Origin of the sequence: Aquipuribacter aurantiacus (assembly GCF_051216895.1) — a bacterium.
In the GTDB taxonomy this organism is placed as follows: domain Bacteria; phylum Actinomycetota; class Actinomycetes; order Actinomycetales; family JBBAYJ01; genus Aquipuribacter.
The window spans coordinates 49996-65760 of the sequence record NZ_JBPKAO010000005.1 but is presented as its reverse complement, the minus strand read 5'-3'; the positions used below and the strand labels follow the sequence as shown (position 1 = coordinate 65760).

At 74.4% G+C, this 15765-nt stretch carries 13 protein-coding genes; 6 read left to right on the top strand and 7 right to left on the bottom strand.

All coding sequences use genetic code 11. From position 1 onward, the window contains the following. Positions 1 to 142 precede the first annotated feature (142 nt). Both ACR80Q_RS08540 and ACR80Q_RS08535 read right to left on the bottom strand, forming a co-directional pair. The gene (locus tag ACR80Q_RS08540) at positions 143 to 1339 is read right to left on the bottom strand and encodes a DUF418 domain-containing protein (protein ID WP_435377174.1); all 1197 of its coding nucleotides are present in this window, start codon (positions 1337 to 1339) and stop codon (positions 143 to 145) included. A 104-nt stretch (positions 1340 to 1443) separates the two neighbouring features. Continuing rightward, positions 1444 to 2289 (bottom strand): HpcH/HpaI aldolase family protein, encoded by an 846-nt coding sequence (locus ACR80Q_RS08535; protein WP_435377173.1) that lies wholly within the window; start codon positions 2287 to 2289, stop codon positions 1444 to 1446. 163 nt (positions 2290 to 2452) lie between these two features. Here ACR80Q_RS08535 and ACR80Q_RS08530 point away from each other — a divergent pair, with 163 nt between their 5' ends. Next, entirely contained in the window at positions 2453 to 3526 is a 1074-nt protein-coding gene (locus tag ACR80Q_RS08530) for a zinc-dependent alcohol dehydrogenase (protein WP_435377172.1), read from the top strand. Positions 3527 to 3536: 10 nt separating this feature from the next. Here ACR80Q_RS08530 and ACR80Q_RS08525 read toward each other — a convergent pair whose 3' ends face one another. The 3 genes from ACR80Q_RS08525 to ACR80Q_RS08515 form a co-directional block, all read right to left on the bottom strand. Next, a complete protein-coding gene (locus tag ACR80Q_RS08525) occupies positions 3537 to 6914 on the bottom strand; it encodes a DEAD/DEAH box helicase (protein ID WP_435377171.1) in 3378 nt (1125 codons plus the stop codon). A gap of 63 nt (positions 6915 to 6977) precedes the next feature. Then, positions 6978 to 8258, bottom strand: coding sequence for a fatty acid desaturase family protein (locus ACR80Q_RS08520; RefSeq protein WP_435377170.1), 1281 nt, complete (start codon positions 8256 to 8258; stop codon positions 6978 to 6980). 72 nt (positions 8259 to 8330) lie between these two features. Beyond that, positions 8331 to 9449, bottom strand: a complete 1119-nt coding sequence (locus tag ACR80Q_RS08515) for a ferredoxin reductase (protein WP_435377169.1) — start codon at positions 9447 to 9449, stop codon at positions 8331 to 8333. Positions 9450 to 9566: 117 nt separating this feature from the next. Between ACR80Q_RS08515 and mug the strand changes: the two genes are divergently transcribed. The 5 genes from mug (at position 9567) to ACR80Q_RS08490 (ending at position 13654) form a co-directional block, all read left to right on the top strand. Continuing rightward, complete coding sequence (gene mug / locus ACR80Q_RS08510) at positions 9567 to 10139, top strand: G/U mismatch-specific DNA glycosylase (RefSeq protein ID WP_435377168.1); 573 nt, start codon at positions 9567 to 9569, stop codon at positions 10137 to 10139. After that, positions 10132 to 10512, top strand: a complete 381-nt coding sequence (locus ACR80Q_RS08505; RefSeq protein WP_435377167.1) for a hypothetical protein — start codon at positions 10132 to 10134, stop codon at positions 10510 to 10512. The genes mug and ACR80Q_RS08505 overlap by 8 nt, the downstream gene beginning before the upstream one ends. A gap of 137 nt (positions 10513 to 10649) precedes the next feature. Beyond that, positions 10650 to 11195, top strand: a complete 546-nt coding sequence (locus tag ACR80Q_RS08500) for a DUF8692 domain-containing protein (protein ID WP_435377166.1) — start codon at positions 10650 to 10652, stop codon at positions 11193 to 11195. Between the two features lie 49 nt (positions 11196 to 11244). After that, complete coding sequence (locus tag ACR80Q_RS08495) at positions 11245 to 11952, top strand: M23 family metallopeptidase (RefSeq protein ID WP_435377165.1); 708 nt, start codon at positions 11245 to 11247, stop codon at positions 11950 to 11952. 112 nt (positions 11953 to 12064) lie between these two features. Continuing rightward, positions 12065 to 13654 carry an SLC13 family permease gene (locus tag ACR80Q_RS08490; RefSeq protein WP_435377164.1) on the top strand — a complete coding sequence of 530 codons (1590 nt, stop codon included), beginning with the start codon at positions 12065 to 12067 and terminating at the stop codon, positions 13652 to 13654. 276 nt (positions 13655 to 13930) lie between these two features. Here ACR80Q_RS08490 and ACR80Q_RS08485 read toward each other — a convergent pair whose 3' ends face one another. Both ACR80Q_RS08485 and ACR80Q_RS08480 read right to left on the bottom strand, forming a co-directional pair. Beyond that, the gene (locus tag ACR80Q_RS08485) at positions 13931 to 14758 is read right to left on the bottom strand and encodes a trypsin-like peptidase domain-containing protein (RefSeq protein ID WP_435377163.1); all 828 of its coding nucleotides are present in this window, start codon (positions 14756 to 14758) and stop codon (positions 13931 to 13933) included. Further along, entirely contained in the window at positions 14755 to 15726 is a 972-nt protein-coding gene (locus ACR80Q_RS08480; RefSeq protein WP_435377162.1) for a S1C family serine protease, read from the bottom strand. The genes ACR80Q_RS08485 and ACR80Q_RS08480 overlap by 4 nt, the downstream gene beginning before the upstream one ends. Positions 15727 to 15765: the final 39 nt, after the last annotated feature.

Here is a 15765-nt window from a genome sequence, read left to right as displayed (position 1 = left end):
GGTCGACCGAGGCGTGCCGGTGCACGAAGGTCGGGTCGGCGAGGACGGTGAACCCGCCGACGCGGAGCAGCATCGTGGCGTTGCCGATCAACAGCAACGAGTCCGGTTCGACGGCGGAAGTCGGTCCGCCCGGCCCCACCCCTCAGGCGGTCGCGGTCCCGGGCCGACTCGTCGGGCGGTAGGTCAGGTGCCGCAGGAGCCGCTCGAACGGGCCCCGCATCCCCGCCCTCGCCATCAGGACGGCCATGGCCACGGTCGCCAGCCACGTCAGCACCGCGACCACGGCCACGCTCGCGACCCCCAGGTCGTCGCCCAGACCCCCGCCGTAGGAGGCCAGCAGGGCGACGAACACGACCGACTGGGCCAAGTAGCAGGTCAGGGAGCGCTGCCCGGTGGCGACCAGGGCCCCCACCACCGGGCCCCGGCGGTCGGGAACCGCCACCGCGACCAAACCCGCCACGCAGGCGTAGCCGACGCCTCCGGCGTACCCGCTGACCGCGTGCAGCACGGCGGCGGCCAGTACGACCGCGACGGGCGGGTCCGTCCAGACCTGTGCCGCCATCAGGGCCAGCGGCTGCGCCCTCAGGGCCGCCAGCCCGAGCCCGACCACCGCGCCCACCCGCAGCAGGCGCCGGTGACGGGCGGGTTCGCCCAGCAACCGGCGACGCGCACCCCAGGCCCCGGCGAGCACCGCCCCCGCCACGCTCAGGACCATGAACAGGGTGAGCATGACCCACTCCCCGGCCCGGAAACCGGCGGCCCACAGCGGGTCGGTCGTTCCGTAGGACCAGAACGCCGCGGTCGCCCCGGCCGGGGTCATGACGTGCCCGACGCCCAGCAGCGCCAGCGGGACGAGCCCGACCGCGGCCCCGACGAGCAGCCGACGGTCCGACGCGGTGACGGCCATGCCCGCGAGGACGAGACCCAGCAGCCCGTAGGCACCCAGGATGTCGCCGGAGAAGAGCAGCAGCGCGTGCAGCAGCCCGAAGAGCAGCAGCCACCGGGAACGCCGTCGCAGCAGGGCCTTCGTGGCCGAGACCGACGACCCCGCCCGCTCCTGCCGCTGGGCCAGCTGCACCATCCCGTAGCCGAACAGCAGGCCGAACAGCGGGTACGCCCGACCGTCCACGAAGGTCATGAGCAGCCAGGTGACCGCGCGGTCGGCGGAGCTCCCCTCCAGCGGGTAGCTGCGGACCCCGATCTCGTGACCGTGCAGGAAGAAGTGCGCGTTGGCCAGGGCGATGAGCAGGAGCATCGACCCGCGGGCCAGGTCCGGGGCCAGGACCCGGTCCGCGAGCGCGGTCGAGGTGACACGGTCGGCCGCCTGCTGCTGGGTCACGGTCATCTCCCTGGGTGTCGGCAGGCCCTCCCCGGACGGGCCTCCGAGTGAGTCAACACGGGGCCGGGGTGCCGGGGGAACCCGTTTCTCGCGGTGACGCCCGGTCAGCGGCCGGTGCGCGACGCCCCCGCGACGGCCGCGTCCATGCCCTGCCGCAGCACCGTGGTGTCGGTGGCCGTGGTCACCATGCCGACCCCGCGCCCGGCCCAGTGGGCGGCCATCTCGGGGTCGGAGCAGTGCAGGCCTGCGACCGTCCCGGCGGCCCGGCAGGCGTCGACCACCCGTTGCAGCAGGGCGTCGACCTCGGTCGAGTCCCGGTACGTGGCCCGCCCGTGGCCGCAGCCCAGCGCCAGGTCGTTGGGTCCGACGTAGACGGCGTCGACACCCGGCACGGCGGCGATCTCGGCCACGGCGTCGACCCCGGCCCGGGTCTCGACCATGACGACGCACAGCACGCCGGCGTCCTGCTCGGCCGGTGGCAGCGCCCCGTCGGACCGGACGTCACCCCACATCGGCCCCCAGCTGCGGTCCCCCGACGGCGGGAACGAGCAGGCCCGCACGGCGCGCAGGGCGTCCTCGGCGCTGTCGACCAACGGCACGACGACCCCGGCGGCGCCGCAGTCCAGGGCTCGCATCAGGTGCACCGGTTCGTTCCAGGGCACCCGGACCAGCGGGGCCCGGCCCGCGGCCCGCATGGCCTGGCAGAGGGACGGCAGGTCGGCCCAGGTCGCCGCGCCGTGCTGCAGGTCGAGCACGACGTAGTCCGCGTCGCAGGCCCCGAGCAGCTCGGCCACGACCGGGTCGGCCAGCATGCTCCACACCCCCACGGCCGGCCGGCCCTGCGCCCACGCCTCCCGGAGCCGCCCGCTGCTGCGGGCGACGGTGCCGCTGGTGCCGCTGGTGCCGCTGGTGCCGCTGCTGCCGCTGGTGCCGCTCGTGCCGCTGGTCATCTGCGCTCCTGGTCTCGGGCCGGCGACGGTTCGTCGGACGACGGTTCGCCGGACGGTCTGTCTAGCACCGGCCGCCCGGCCCGGATCGGGAGGTGCTGCCCGCCTAGCATCGACCCCGGACCACGCGGTGGTGCCTGCTGAGGAAGTCGGTCCGGGGAGGGCGATGCGCGCGTTCGTGGTGACCGCCCCCGGCGAGGCCGGCGTCCAGGAGGTGCCCGATCCGGTGGCCGGACCCGGTGAGGTCGTCGTCGACGTCACCCGGGTGGGCGTGTGCGGCACCGACGTGGAGTTCTTCACCGGCGAGATGGCGTACCTGGCCTCCGGGCAGGCCCGCTACCCCATCCGGCTGGGGCACGAGTGGTGCGGCGTGGTCACCGAGGTCGGCGAGGGGGTCGACCCGGCCTGGCTCGGTCGACGCGTCACGGGCGACACGATGCTCGGCTGCGGCCGCTGCCACCGCTGCACGTCAGGACGCCAGCACGTCTGCGCCCGACGCGAGGAGGTCGGCATCCGCAACGGCCGCCCGGGGGCCCTCGCCGAACGGCTGGCCGTCCCGGCGACGTCGTTGCAACCGTTGCCCGACACCGTCGACGACGTGGCGGGGGCGTTGGTCGAGCCCGGGGCGAACGCCGTCCGGGCCGTGCGCGGGGCGGCGCTGCGACCGGGCGGACGCCTGCTGGTGGTCGGCCCGGGCACCATCGGCCTGCTGGTCGCCCTGGTGGCCCGGGCCGAGGGGGCGGACGTGCGGCTGCTCGGGCTGGACGAGCCGTCGCTGGCCTTCGCCCGTTCGCTGGGCTTCGAGACGTCGGGCTCGCGCACGGAGGTCCTCGGACCGGGCCGGCGGGGCGTCGGTCCGGACGCGCTCGGGACGGGCCACGACGCCGGCGTCGCTGCGGGCTTCGACGCGGTGGTCGACGCCTCCACCGGGCCCGACGTACCCGCCTGGGCGGTCGACGTGGTGGAGCCGGGCGGTCGCGTCGTCCTGGTCGGGATCGCCACCGCGCCGAGCCTGCTCGACACCCGGTCACTGCTGCTGGCCGACGTGACGGCGGTGGGCGTGCTCAGCGGCTCGGGCGGGCTGGCCGACGCCGTGGCCCACTACGCCTCGGGGGCGGTCGACCCGCGCCCGCTGGTCTCGGCCACGGTGGGCCTCGACGACGTGGCCGACGTCCTCGCCGGGCGCCGCCCCGCCGGCGCGGGCCCGGGCCCCAAGGTGCACGTCGACCCCCGGCGCTGAGCCGGCGGGGCTACGGCTCGAGCAGGCCGGCGATGTCCTCGCCGGTCAGGGCCCCGCCCAGGGCGCCGCCGTCGTCCATCACCGAGCTGAACAGCTCGAGCTTGCGTTCCTTGAGCTGCATCACCTTGTCCTCGATGGTGTCGGTGGCCACGAGCCGGTAGACCATCACCGTCTTGCCCTGACCGATGCGGTGGGTGCGGTCGACGGCCTGCGCCTCGACGGCCGGGTTCCACCACGGGTCGAGGATGAAGCAGTAGTCGGCCTCGGTCAGGTTGAGCCCGACGCCGCCGGCCTTGAGGCTGATGAGGAAGACGGGGTTGTCGCCGGCCCGGAACTCCTCCAGCCGGCGCGACCGGTCACGGGTGCTGCCGTCCAGGTAGGAGTAGGCGATGCCGTCGGCGTCCAGGCGGGCGCGCACCGAGGCCAGGAACCCGGTGAACTGGCTGAACACCAGCGCCCGGTGCCCCTCCTCGATCACCTCGTGCAGCCGCTCGGACAGCACGTCCACCTTGCTGGCCGCCACGCCGGCGCAGGTGTCGTCGACCAGGGCCGGGTCCAGGCAGAGCCGACGCAGCAGGGTGATGGAGCGCAGGATGGCGAACCGGTTGCGGTCCGGCTCGTCGATCAGGCGCAGCACCTTCTGCCGCTCCCGCTGCAGGTGGGTCTGGTAGATCCGGCGGTGCCGGGCGTTGAGGGTGACCTCGAGGACCTGCTCGACCTTGGGCGGCAGCTCCGTGGCGACCTGCTCCTTGGTCCGCCGGCGCATCAGCGGACGGACCCGACGACGCAGCCGCGCCAGGGCCTCGGGGTCACCCTTGCTGATCGGGGTGGCGTACTGCTGGGCGAACCGCTTGGGGTTGGGGTACAGCCCGGGCGCCACGATCGACAGCAGCGACCAGAGCTCCATCAGGTTGTTCTCCAGCGGGGTGCCGGTGATGGCCAGCTTGAACGGCGCCCGCAGCCGCCGGGCGCAGACGTGGGTCCGGCCCTGGTGGTTCTTGACGAACTGCGCCTCGTCCAGCAGCAGGCCTGCCCAGTCGAGCGCCTCGTAGGAGTCGTTGTCGAGGCGGAACAGCGCGTAGGAGGTGACGACGACGTGGGCGCCGTCGGCGAGCTCGGTCAGCGGCACCCCGGACTTGGCGGTGGTCCGGGTGACCTCGCGGACGACCAGTCCCGGCGCGAACCGGGCGGCCTCGTGCACCCAGTTGGGCACGACCGACGTGGGGGCCACGACCAGGAACGGCGAACGCTCCCCCCGCTCGACGGCCCGCAGCACCATGGCCAGCGCCTGCACGGTCTTGCCCAGGCCCATGTCGTCGGCCAGCACCCCGCCCAGCTCGTGCTCCTGCAGGAACGCCAGCCACTGGAACCCCTCGACCTGGTAGGGCCGCAGCGTGGCGTCCAGCCCGTCGGGGACGTCGACCTCGGGGACCGCGGCGACGTCGAGCAGGCCCTGCACCGCGCGGGTCCACCGCTCGCTCTGCTCCTGCACGACCCCCAGGTGGGTGAGCTCGTCCCACAGGTCGGCCTGGTAGGCGCTGATCCGCAGCCCACCGGTGTCCTTGTCCTGCAGACCGCGGGCCTCGTCGATCAGCACGCGCAGCTGCTCGAGCTCGGGCCGGTCGATGCTGAACCAGGTCCCGCTGTCCAGGACAAGGTGGGTCTCGCCGTTGGCGAGGGCGACGAAGAGCGGCTCGAACGGGATGTCCTCGCCGTCCACGGACACCGTGACGCCCAGGTCGAACCAGTCGCGCTCGCCGGACTCGGTCGTCCGGAGCTCGATCACCGGGGAGACCTCGGTGAAGCGGTAGTCCGTCGGCGTCCCGGACACCTCCAGCGCCAGCTCGCCGGCCGCCTCACCGTCCCGCAGCACCGGCAGGACGTCGTTGGTGAAGGCGACGGTGTCCAGGCCGGCCAGGGTGAGCCGCGGCACCAGCAGCCGGTCCCCGCCGACCTCGGTCCACAGCTGGGGCAGCGGGGCCCGGTCGATCGCGTCGAGGCGGTCGGGGAACGTCAGGGACCGGAGGACCTCGCTCTCGCCGACGCGGTCGCGGACCGGTCCGGTGGTGGCGTCCGCCCCCAGCGGGATGCGCACGGCCTCCTCACCCACCCGGTAGTCGAACTGCCAGGACAGCGCGAGGCGGTGCCCGTCCAGGTAGGTCAGCGCCAGCACGAGCGTGGGCGGCTGCACCTGCGGCAGCGGGACGGAGTCGTCCGAGGAGGTGACCGGGAGCACCTGCCGCAGGCCGGGGTAGTACTCGCGCAGGAACCGGGGCAGGTCGTCGGCGGGGATGTCGAGGCGGTGCCCCTCGTGCAGCATCTGCGACAGCTGCGGGGTGGCCGGGGCGTCGAGACCGACCAGCAGCAGCCCCCCGGCGGGCAGCAGGCTGTCCACCAGCAGCGACCCGGCCCCGGTGCCCGGGCGACGCCCCGCCTCGACGACGAAGCCGTGCGCCGGTGAGCCGACGACGCACACCGCGTCGGCGGTGAACCGGTCGCCGGCCAGCGTCAGCACGGCCTCGAGGGTGGCGTCGCCGTCCGGGGTGTCCCGGCGCAGGTCCACCGACGCGGCCCCCGGCGCGTCGGCCACCACGACGTCGCCGTCGCCGTCCGTGGTGAGCAGCTGCACGCCGGCGTCGAGCAGGCGCAGCAGCACCTGCCACACCGACGGCCCCACCTCGTCCAGGTGCACCGTCGGCTCACCGCTGACGCCGTAGCGGCTGCGGGCCCGGGCCTGGTGCAGCCCGAACAGCTCCAGCAGCGCCTCGCGGTGCCGCGGGTCCGGCACGGGACGGCCGTAGGCGGAGAACCCGTGCTCGAGCTCGCGCCAGGACGCACCGCCGCGCACCCAGGCTCCGCGCAGGCCCTGCACGACGGGGCGCAGCAGCACCCGCCGCCGCGGCGGCGCAGGCGCGTCGGGCGAGCGACCGAGCACCCGAAGGCCCGGGGCGGGGTCGACGACCTTCAGCTGCAGCGCCAGCGGCGCCCCCTGGGGCTCGGCCTCGGGCTCGGCGACGGAGCGGACCAGCCGCCCGATCCGGTCCTCCCAGCCGGGCCCCGCCGGCTGCTCGCGCGACGCCGAGCCGGGTGACACGGCCCGGGCCGCGATGAGGACCGCGACGGCGTGCTTGCAGTCGCTGCCGATCGGGCAGGAGCACCGGCCGGTCCAGGGGCGTCGCGCCGTGGGGGCCTTGGCGGGGGTGACGAGCGTGGAGTACGTCCCGCGCCCGCTGCCGCGGACCTCGCCGAGCAGCGCTCCCCCGCCGGTGCCGCTGACCCGTTGGACGCGCCCCTCGCGGGCGTAGGCCTCGCCGCGGTCGAAGGTCGCCTCGCCGACGACGGCACGGATGGCGTCGTCGTCGATCGCCTCCGTCCAGTGCACCGTCACGGGGGCAAGGCTACGGACCGCCGGGGTCACGGCGGTCCGCACCCGTGGTCGGGCGTCCCGGGCTCAGGCGGCCGCGGGGAGGCGCTCGCGCACGACCGCCGTCACGGAGGGGCCCGCCGGGGAGCCCTTGCGGGAGCGCAGCAGCGCCCCGACGCGACGGCGGACGCCCGTGGCAGCACCCCGCGCGAGCATGGCCGCGGTCTGCGCGGCGCTCGTGTCGTCGGGCAGGGACAGCTTGATGACCTGCCGCCACGCGCTGGCGACCTGCTGCGGCAGCGTCCCCGTCGTGTAGCTGATGCCGTAGCGGGAGCAGATGTCCTGGATCCGGGGGGCGATCTGGGCGTAGCGGTTGCTGGGCATGTCCGGGAACAGGTGGTGCTCGATCTGGTGGCTGAGGTTGCCGGTCATCACGTGCATGGCCTTGCTGCCGCGGATGTTGGCCGAGCCCATCATCTGGCGCAGGTACCACTCGCCGCGGGTCTCGCCCTCGATGGACTCCTTGGCGAACGTCTCGACGCCCTCGGGGAAGTGGCCGCACATGATGACGGAGTGGGTCCAGACGTTGCGGACCAGGTTGGCCACCATGTTGGCGCCCAGGGTGTGCAGGAACGACGGCCCGGACAGCGCCGGGTGGACCAGGTAGTCCTTGGTCATCTGGCGGCGGATCTTGGTGAGCACCTTGCGGACGTCGGCCTTGAACTCCGGGTCGTCGAGCCCACCCTCGCGGATCTTCTTGCCCAGCTCCAGGTCGTAGGACGCGATCCCGTACTCGAAGAAGCAGGCGTTCAGGAAGTTCCAGAACGGCTGCAGGACGTAGGCGGGGTACCAGCGCTGCTCCTCGTCGACGCGCATGATCCCGTAGCCCAGGTCGTTGTCGCGGCCCAGCACGTTGGTGAAGGTGTGGTGCAGCTCGTTGTGGCTGTGCTTCCACAGCTCCGACGGCGACGCGTGGTCCCACTCGTAGGCGGTGGAGTGGATCTTGGGGTCACGCATCCAGTCCCACTGCCCGTGCATGATGTTGTGGCCGATCTCCATGTTCTCGAGGATCTTGGCCACGCTCAGCCCGGCCGTGCCCACGAACCAGGCCGGCGGGAACAGCGAGAACAGCAGCACGGCGCGGCTGCTCAGCTCGAGACTGCGCTGCACCTTGATCACGCGGCGGATGTAGGCCGCGTCGTGGGAGTCACGGGAGTCGAAGACCTCCTTGCGCAGCGCGTCGAGCTCGCGGCCGAGGGCCTCGACCTGCTCGGCGTCCAGGTGCGCGGTCGGGTCGGGCTTGCCGGAGCGCTTGGGGGTGAGCGTGCGCTCGGTGGTCACGGTGGACAGCCGGGTGCTGGTGGCCATGGGGACTCCTCGGGTCTGTGGGCGGTGCGTCGTACTCGTCGCTCGGGCGGGGTGGGGCTGTCGACCGTGGGTCTACAGGTCGATCTCGCAGGGTCCGGCCGCAGCCGAGACGCAGGTCTGGATCCGGATGCCGTCCTCGGGGACGGCGGTCGTCAGGTCGCCGGAGCGCAGGTCGCGGACGCTGCCCTCGCGCAGCCCCACGACGCAGCCGAAGCAGATGCCCATCCGGCAGCCGGACGGCATGAGCACGCCTGCGTCCTCGCCCGCGTCCAGCAGCGTCGTGCCGCCGTCGGCTTCGACCACGGTGCCGCTGGCGGCGAAGGTGACCGTGCCGCCCTCGCCGGTGGCGACGACGGTGGGGCGGAAGCGCTCGGTGTGCATCCGCTCGGGCACCCCGGCGGCGGCCCAGTGGGCCTCGACGTCGTCGAGCATCGCGGTCGGCCCGCAGGCCCAGGTCTGACGGTCGCGCCAGTCCGGGACCAGCGCCGTCAGGTCGGCGACCGACAGCAGCCCGTCGACCGAGGTGTGCCGCTCGACGAGCCGCAGCCGGCCCTCGGCGGCCCAGGCTCGCAGTTCGGCGCCGAACACGACGTCGGCGGAGGTGGGGGCGGAGTGGACCAGGACGACGTCGGACAGCTCGTGCAGGTGGTTGCGCAGCATCCCCATCACGGGCGTGATCCCGGAGCCCGCGGTGACGAGCAACGTCGGGCCGCGGTGCGCACCGAGGGTGAAGTCCCCGGTCGCCTGGTCCAGGTGCAGCAGGGCGCCCGGACGCAGCCGCCGGGCGACGTGGCCGCTGACCACGCCGTCGGGGATGGCCTTGACCGTGACGGCGACCAGGCCGTCGGGGGCGTCGACCAGCGAGGTGAGCGAGTAGGCCCGCCAGCGGCGGACGCCGTCGACGTCGACACCGATGCGGACGTACTGACCGGGCACGTGGCCCGCCCAGTCCTTGCCGGGGCGCAGCACCAGGGTGGTGGCGTCACGCGTCTCGCGGTGCACCTGCACGACCCGGGCCCGCAGCGGGGCGCCGGAGCGCAGCGGCGCGAACAGGTCCAGGTAGTCACCGGGCACCAGCGGGGTGACGGCGGAGGCCGCGATCCGCTGCAGCGCAGGACCGAGGCGGCGTCGACGGCCGCGGCGGGAGCCACCTCCGGCGTCGGCACGGAGGAGGGCGGCGGCGAGAGGCACGGCACGACGTTAACCTACGGAGGCGTAAGTTACGACGCCGTAGGTAGTGCGGTATCCCACAGCGTCTCGGGGTTTAGGTCTGCAGGCACCGTGACCGCGCGCGGGCATGCTGGGGCGGTGACCGACCGTCCCCGACGAACCGGGCCCGACCACGGGCAGCTGCTGGCCGCGGCCGACCGGACCGTCCCCCCGCTCCTGGCGCCCGACCTGAGGGTGCTCTTCTGCGGCATCAACCCCGGCCTGTACACGGCGTGGACCGGGCACCACTTCGCCCGGCCGGGCAACCGGTTCTGGCCGGCCCTTCACCGCTCCGGGTTCACCGACCGGCAGCTGGCGCCCGCGGAGCAGGAGCAGCTGCTGACCCTGGGCCTCGGCATCACCAACGTCGCCGCCCGGGCGTCGGCCCGGGCCGACGAGCTGTCCCGGGACGAGCTGCGTGCGGGGGCGCTGCGCCTGGGGCGGGAGGTCGACACGTACCGGCCGCGGTGGCTCGCGGTGCTCGGCATCACCGCCTACCGGCAGGCGTTCGACCGGCCCAAGGCGGTGCTCGGGCCGCAGGACGACCCGGTGGGCGACGCCCGCGTCTGGGTGCTGCCCAACCCGAGCGGCCTGAACGCGCACCACACCCCGACGTCCCTGGCGGGGCTGTTCGGCGAGCTGCGGACCGCCGTCGAGGCCGACGGTGCCTGAGACCGGCGACTGGTCGCCGTGCCCCCTCGTCGTGGACGTCGCCAACGTCGTCGGGTCGCGTCCGGACGGCTGGTGGCGTGACCGGGCCGGGGCCACGCAGCGGTTGCTGACCCGGGTGGCGGCGGCGGAGCTCGTCGGGATCGACCCGGTCGTCGCGGTCGTCGAGGGCCGGGCCCGCGCGGTGCCGGACGTGCCGGGTCTGCAGGTGGTGCGGGCAGCCGGGTCCGGCGACGACGAGGTGGTCGCCCAGGTCGAGCGCCTCGGCACCGGGTGCACGGTGGTGACCGCCGACCGCGGTCTGCTCGCGCGGCTGCCGAGCGGGACCCGCGCCCGGGGACCCGGCTGGCTCCTGGACCGGATCGGGCAGGAGTGAGCGGGCCCCCGGGTGGGTACGGGACGCAGATGCCCCAGGTCCGCACGACACGACAGCCCGCCCCCGACCGCCACCGGGAGGGTCAGGTCCGCGCTCGGTCACCCTGGTGGCTCCCCCTGTCGTCCGCCGCGGCGGCGGTGGCGGTCGTCGCCGCGGTGTGGCTCCTGGCCCGCGTCGGCGAGGGCGACGTGGGCATGCTGGTCCGCGACCCCAGCACCACCTTCCAGTCGTCCCTGGTCGTCGGGGTCGGGGCGATGCTGAACGCCACCCTCTGGGGCGTCGCCGCAGCGCTCGGCGGCTTCGTCGCCTCGCTGCACCGTCGCTCCCGCCCGGGCCTGCTGCTGTTCACGGGGCTCTCGCTGGCCCTGATGGTCGAGGACATGCTGCAGGTCAAGACCTACGGCGAGCGCCTGGGCGTCCCCGAGCAGCTGTTCCTCCTCGGCTACGGGGTCGGTGGGCTCGCCGTGGCCTGGCTGCTCCGCCCCTCCCGCACCGGCGCGGCCGGGTGGGCGCTGCTGGCCGCCGGGGGCCTGCTGGCGGGCTCTCTCGTGGTGGACCAGCTGCGGGGGGCGGACAGCCCCGGGGCCGTCCTGCTGGAGTTCGCACCGATGCTCGTCGGGACGGCGGTGTGGGTGTGCGTCCCGGTGCTGCTGCACCACCACCTGCGCGAGCGCACCGACTGAGGGGGAACGGCGGGTGTTGCTCCGCAGCGCCTGCTGCAAGGGTGGTGGGGTGCAGGCCGCAGGAGCCGACGCGGTCGCCCTCCGCCTGCCGTTCGACGGGACGTGGCTCACGCAGAACAGCCCGGCGCGCCGGGTGCCCAGCCACGGCACCCACCTGTTCGCGACCACTTACGCCATCGACTTCGTCGCCGTGGACGGTCGGCGACGCAGCGGGTCGACCCGCGACTGGCGGACGTGGCTGGCGACCGAGCCACCCGAACGGTTCGTCGGCTTCGGCGCCCCCGTGCTCGCCCCGGCCGCCGCGACGGTCGTCGACGTCCACGACGGCGAGCCCGATCACGAGGCCCGCCGTTCGCAGGTCGCGCTGGTCCCCTACGCGCTGACGCAGGGGTCCCGGGCCCGAGGTGGGGCGGCGGGCCTCGCGGGCAACCACGTGGTGCTCCGGCTGTACGTCGGCGGCGCGCACGTCCTCCTCGCCCACCTGCGCCGCGGGTCGCTCCGCGTGGCCCCCGGCGACCGGGTGGCGCTCGGGCAGCCGCTCGGCGCCTGCGGGAACTCGGGCAACTCGACCGAGCCGCACGTGCACCTGCAGGCCATGGACGGCCCCGACGGGACGACGGCCCGCGGGCTGCCGGTGGTGTTCCTGGACTACCGGGTGTACCTACGCGGCGGGGAGGCACGGGTCGTGGGTCGGGGCGTGCCCGGCGAGGCCGAGGTGGTCGAGACGATCCGACCCGGCGCCGGGGCCCGCGACTGACCGCTGCTGGCCCCTCCTGCGTGCTCGCCCCGCGCCCGTTACGTCACTATCGTCCCGGCAGCGCCCGTGCCGGGACCGGTGACGGGGCGACCACGCTCGAGGAGGAGCACGCATGGCGTCCACCGTCGAACGCCCCACGCCCGGACCCCCCGTCGAGGGCGCCCCGCCGCCGGAGGCCGCCGAGTGCGGGGCGCTGCCGGTGGAGTCCCCGACCGGGACCGAGAAGGTCCGCACCACCCGGCAGTGGGTCGGCATCCCGCTGGGGCCGGTGCTCGCGGTCCTCGTCCACCTGCTGCTGCCCGGCGACGGCTCGCTGCCCGAGGCGGGCCGGGTCACCGCGGCCGTCGTCACCCTCGTCGCCGTCTGGTGGATGACCGAGGCGCTCCCGCTGCCGGCCACGGCCCTCGTGCCGATCGTCGCGTTCCCGCTGGCGGGCGTGCTGGAGATCGGCGAGGCGACCGCGGCCTACGGCGACGCCAACATCTTCCTGTTCCTGGGCGGGTTCGCCATCGCGCTGGCCATGCAGCGCTGGAACCTGCACCGCCGGATCGCCCTGGTGACGATGCGCGCGTTCGGCACCAAGCCGTCTCGGCTGGTGCTGGGCATCATGGTGGCGACCGCGTTCCTGTCGATGTGGGTCTCCAACACCGCGACCGCGCTGATGATGCTGCCCATCGCGATCAGCGTGCTGGGGCTGGTCACCGGTTCGGGCGACGACGACCGCGACGTCCGACGGTTCGGGACCTGCCTCATGCTGGCCGTGGCGTACTCGGCGTCCATCGGGGGCCTGGGCACCCTGATCGGCAGCCCGCCCAACGTGATCATGGCCGGCGTCATGGAGCAGAGCTACGACGTCGAGGTCAGCTTCGCGGGGTGGATGTCGGTCGGCGTGCCGCTGGCGACGGTGTTCGTGGTCGTGGCCTGGCTGGTGCTGACGAAGCTGATGTTCCGCACCGGCATGACCGAGATCGCCGGCGGACGCGGCGTCATCCGGGACGAGCTGTCGAAGCTGGGGCGGATGTCGCGCGGCGAGATCACCGTGGCCGTCATCTTCGTCGTCACCGCCCTGCTCTGGGTGTTCCGCCAGGTGCTGGCCGACACCGCGTGGCTGGTCGCGGCGTTCCCCTTCGTGGCCCGGCTGTCCGACGCAGGCATCGCCATGGCCGCCGTGGTCGCGCTGTTCCTGGTGCCGGTGAGCCGTCGCCGCGGGGTCGCGGCGCTGGACTGGCCGACCGTGCAGCGCGGGGTGCCGTGGGGCGTGCTGCTGCTGTTCGGCGGCGGGCTGGCCATCGCGGCGGCGATCCAGTCCAGCGGCCTGGACGAGTGGATCGGCACGCAGTTCGAGGGCCTGTCGGTGCTGCCGACGGTGCTCCTGGTCGCCTCGGTCACCCTCGGCGTCCTGCTGCTGACGGAGATCACGTCGAACACCGCCACCGCCGCGACCTTCCTGCCCGTGCTGGCCGGGGTCGCGACCGGCATCGGCGTCGACCCGCTGCTGCTGCTCGTCCCCGCCGCCATGGCCGCGACCTGCGCGTTCATGCTGCCGGTCGGCACCCCGCCCAACGCGATCGTGTTCGGCACGGGACGGGTGACCATCGGGGAGATGATGCGGGCCGGGGTGGTGCTCAACGTGCTGGGCGTGCTGCTCATCACCGCCGCGGTGTACCTGCTCGGGCCGTGGGTGCTGGGGGTCGCCTTCTGACCGCGTCTCCTCGGTGACGACCGCGGACCACCGGACGGGGTCGGCCCGCCCGGTCGAGCAGCCTCAGGAGTCCCGGTAGCGGCGCGCCCCGGCGGCCTTCACGGCCGGCTCCTGCGCCGTCACCGGCCGGGGCCCCTGGGACCAGTCCGTCGGGTCGGCGGCGTAGACCGAGGCGTAGGCCGCGGTGTCGCGCTGGGTGCGCCAGCCCTCGGCCAGCGGGCCCAGGTCGAGGTCGTCGTCGACTCGTCGTCCAGCTGGGCCACGTGACCGTCGCGCTCAGGGCAGGACGCGCGCGTCGCACTCCATGAGCTCGGCGCAGATGGCCCCCAACCGCGTGACGAACCCGACGCCGTCGGCCTCCAGGGCTCCTGCGCTGATGCCGAGCACCCGACCGCTGCGGTCCAGCATCGGCCCACCCTCGTTGCCCGGGTTGATCGCCGCATCGGTCTGCACCAGGCCGTCCAGCACGTTCGTGACCCGACCGGCGGTGACGGTGCTCTCGATCCCCAGGGCACTGCCGATCACGACGACGTCGTCGCCGACGAAAGGGGCACCCAGCCCGTCGGGCAGCGCCGGGAGCTGTTCCTCGACCATGACCAGCGCGAGCGCGTTGGTCTCGTCCCAGGACCACAGCTCACCGGTTAGCGACCGGCCGGCCTGCTCCACGGCGAACCCGGGCCCGTCGTCGTAGGTGCAGGCGTCGACCACCGCCAGGCTCGTGAGGACGACGCTGGCGTGACCGGGGGCGGGCACCACGTCGGTGACGAAGCCCGAGCCCACGACGTCGCCGCAGGTGACCCGGACGACGGAGGGCATGGCGTCGGCCGCGAGGGCCGCCGCGTCGAAGGTGGACTGCTCGGCGGACGCCTGCGCGGACCGGACCTGGAACCCGGCCCGGTCCACCTGGGCGAAGCGGCTGTCGAGGTCGTCCAGCGCCGTCTCCCGCGTCGTCGAACCCTGCTCGTGCGCGCCGACCCGCCCCTGCAGGTCCTCCACGTCAGCCGCGACGGCGCGCGACCCGTCCCACAGCCACGCGGTCGCCGCGATCAGGAGGGCGGCGGCGAGGGTGCCCGCGGACGCCGCCACGGGACGGACCCCGGTCACACGGTCCACCCGCAGCCGTCGGGGAACAGCTGTTCGCAGGCGGCCTCGAGCCGCACGGCGAAGTTGAGCCCCGTGCCGCCGACGACGAAGGTGTTCACGCCCAGGACGCGACCCTCCCGGTCCAGCAGCGGTCCTCCCGAGTTGCCTGGGTTCACCGCGGCGTCGGTCTGGTAGGTGAGGTCGTCGACGTTGCTCACGATGCCCGAGGTCACGGTCCCCTCCAGGCCGTACGGGGAGCCGATCGCGACGACGGGGTCCCCGACCTCGGCGGCCTCCGCGGCCTGCTCGAGCGGGGGTAGCGCCTCGGTCACGTACACCAGCGCGAGGTCGTTGTCCTCGTCCGTCGGACCGGCCGCGGCACCGAACTCGTCGTCCCTCCGACCGGCGGCGAGCTCGCTGTCGCCGTCGGTGCACGCCTGCACCACGTGGTGGTTGGTCAGCACGGCCGAGGCGTAGCCGTCGGGGACGTCGGCCTCGACGGCGAAGCCCGACCCGAGCGAGTCACCGCACAGCACCGTGACGACGGAGTCCTCCGCCACGGCGACCACGAGGGCGACGTCCAGCCCGGCGGTCAGGGACTCGTCCTGCTCACCCAGCAGGACCTGCAGCTCGGTGTCGACCTCGGCCAGCCTGCTGCCCGCCGCGCCCAGCCGCTCGTCCGCCCCCGAGGCCACCTCCTCCGCCGCGCCGACCCGGGACTCGAGCGCCTGGAGCGCGGCCTGCGTACGGGTCAGCTGCTGGTGCACCAGGACCAGTCCCGCGGCCGCGGCGAGCAGGGCGACGGCCATTACGCCCGCCACCCAGGCAGCAGGTCGACGCCGGGCACCGGGGGCAGCGGTGACCTCGGGGACCGGCGCGACGTCACCCGTGGCGTCGGGGACCGGAGGGGTGGCAGGACCGCGGGGGTCCTGCGGTTCGGTGGGGCGGCCGGCGGAGGAACCGTCGGCGGTCCGGGTGGTGTCGGTCATGTGTCCCCCCTCGGGACACGACCTCCGCGCCCGCAGCGA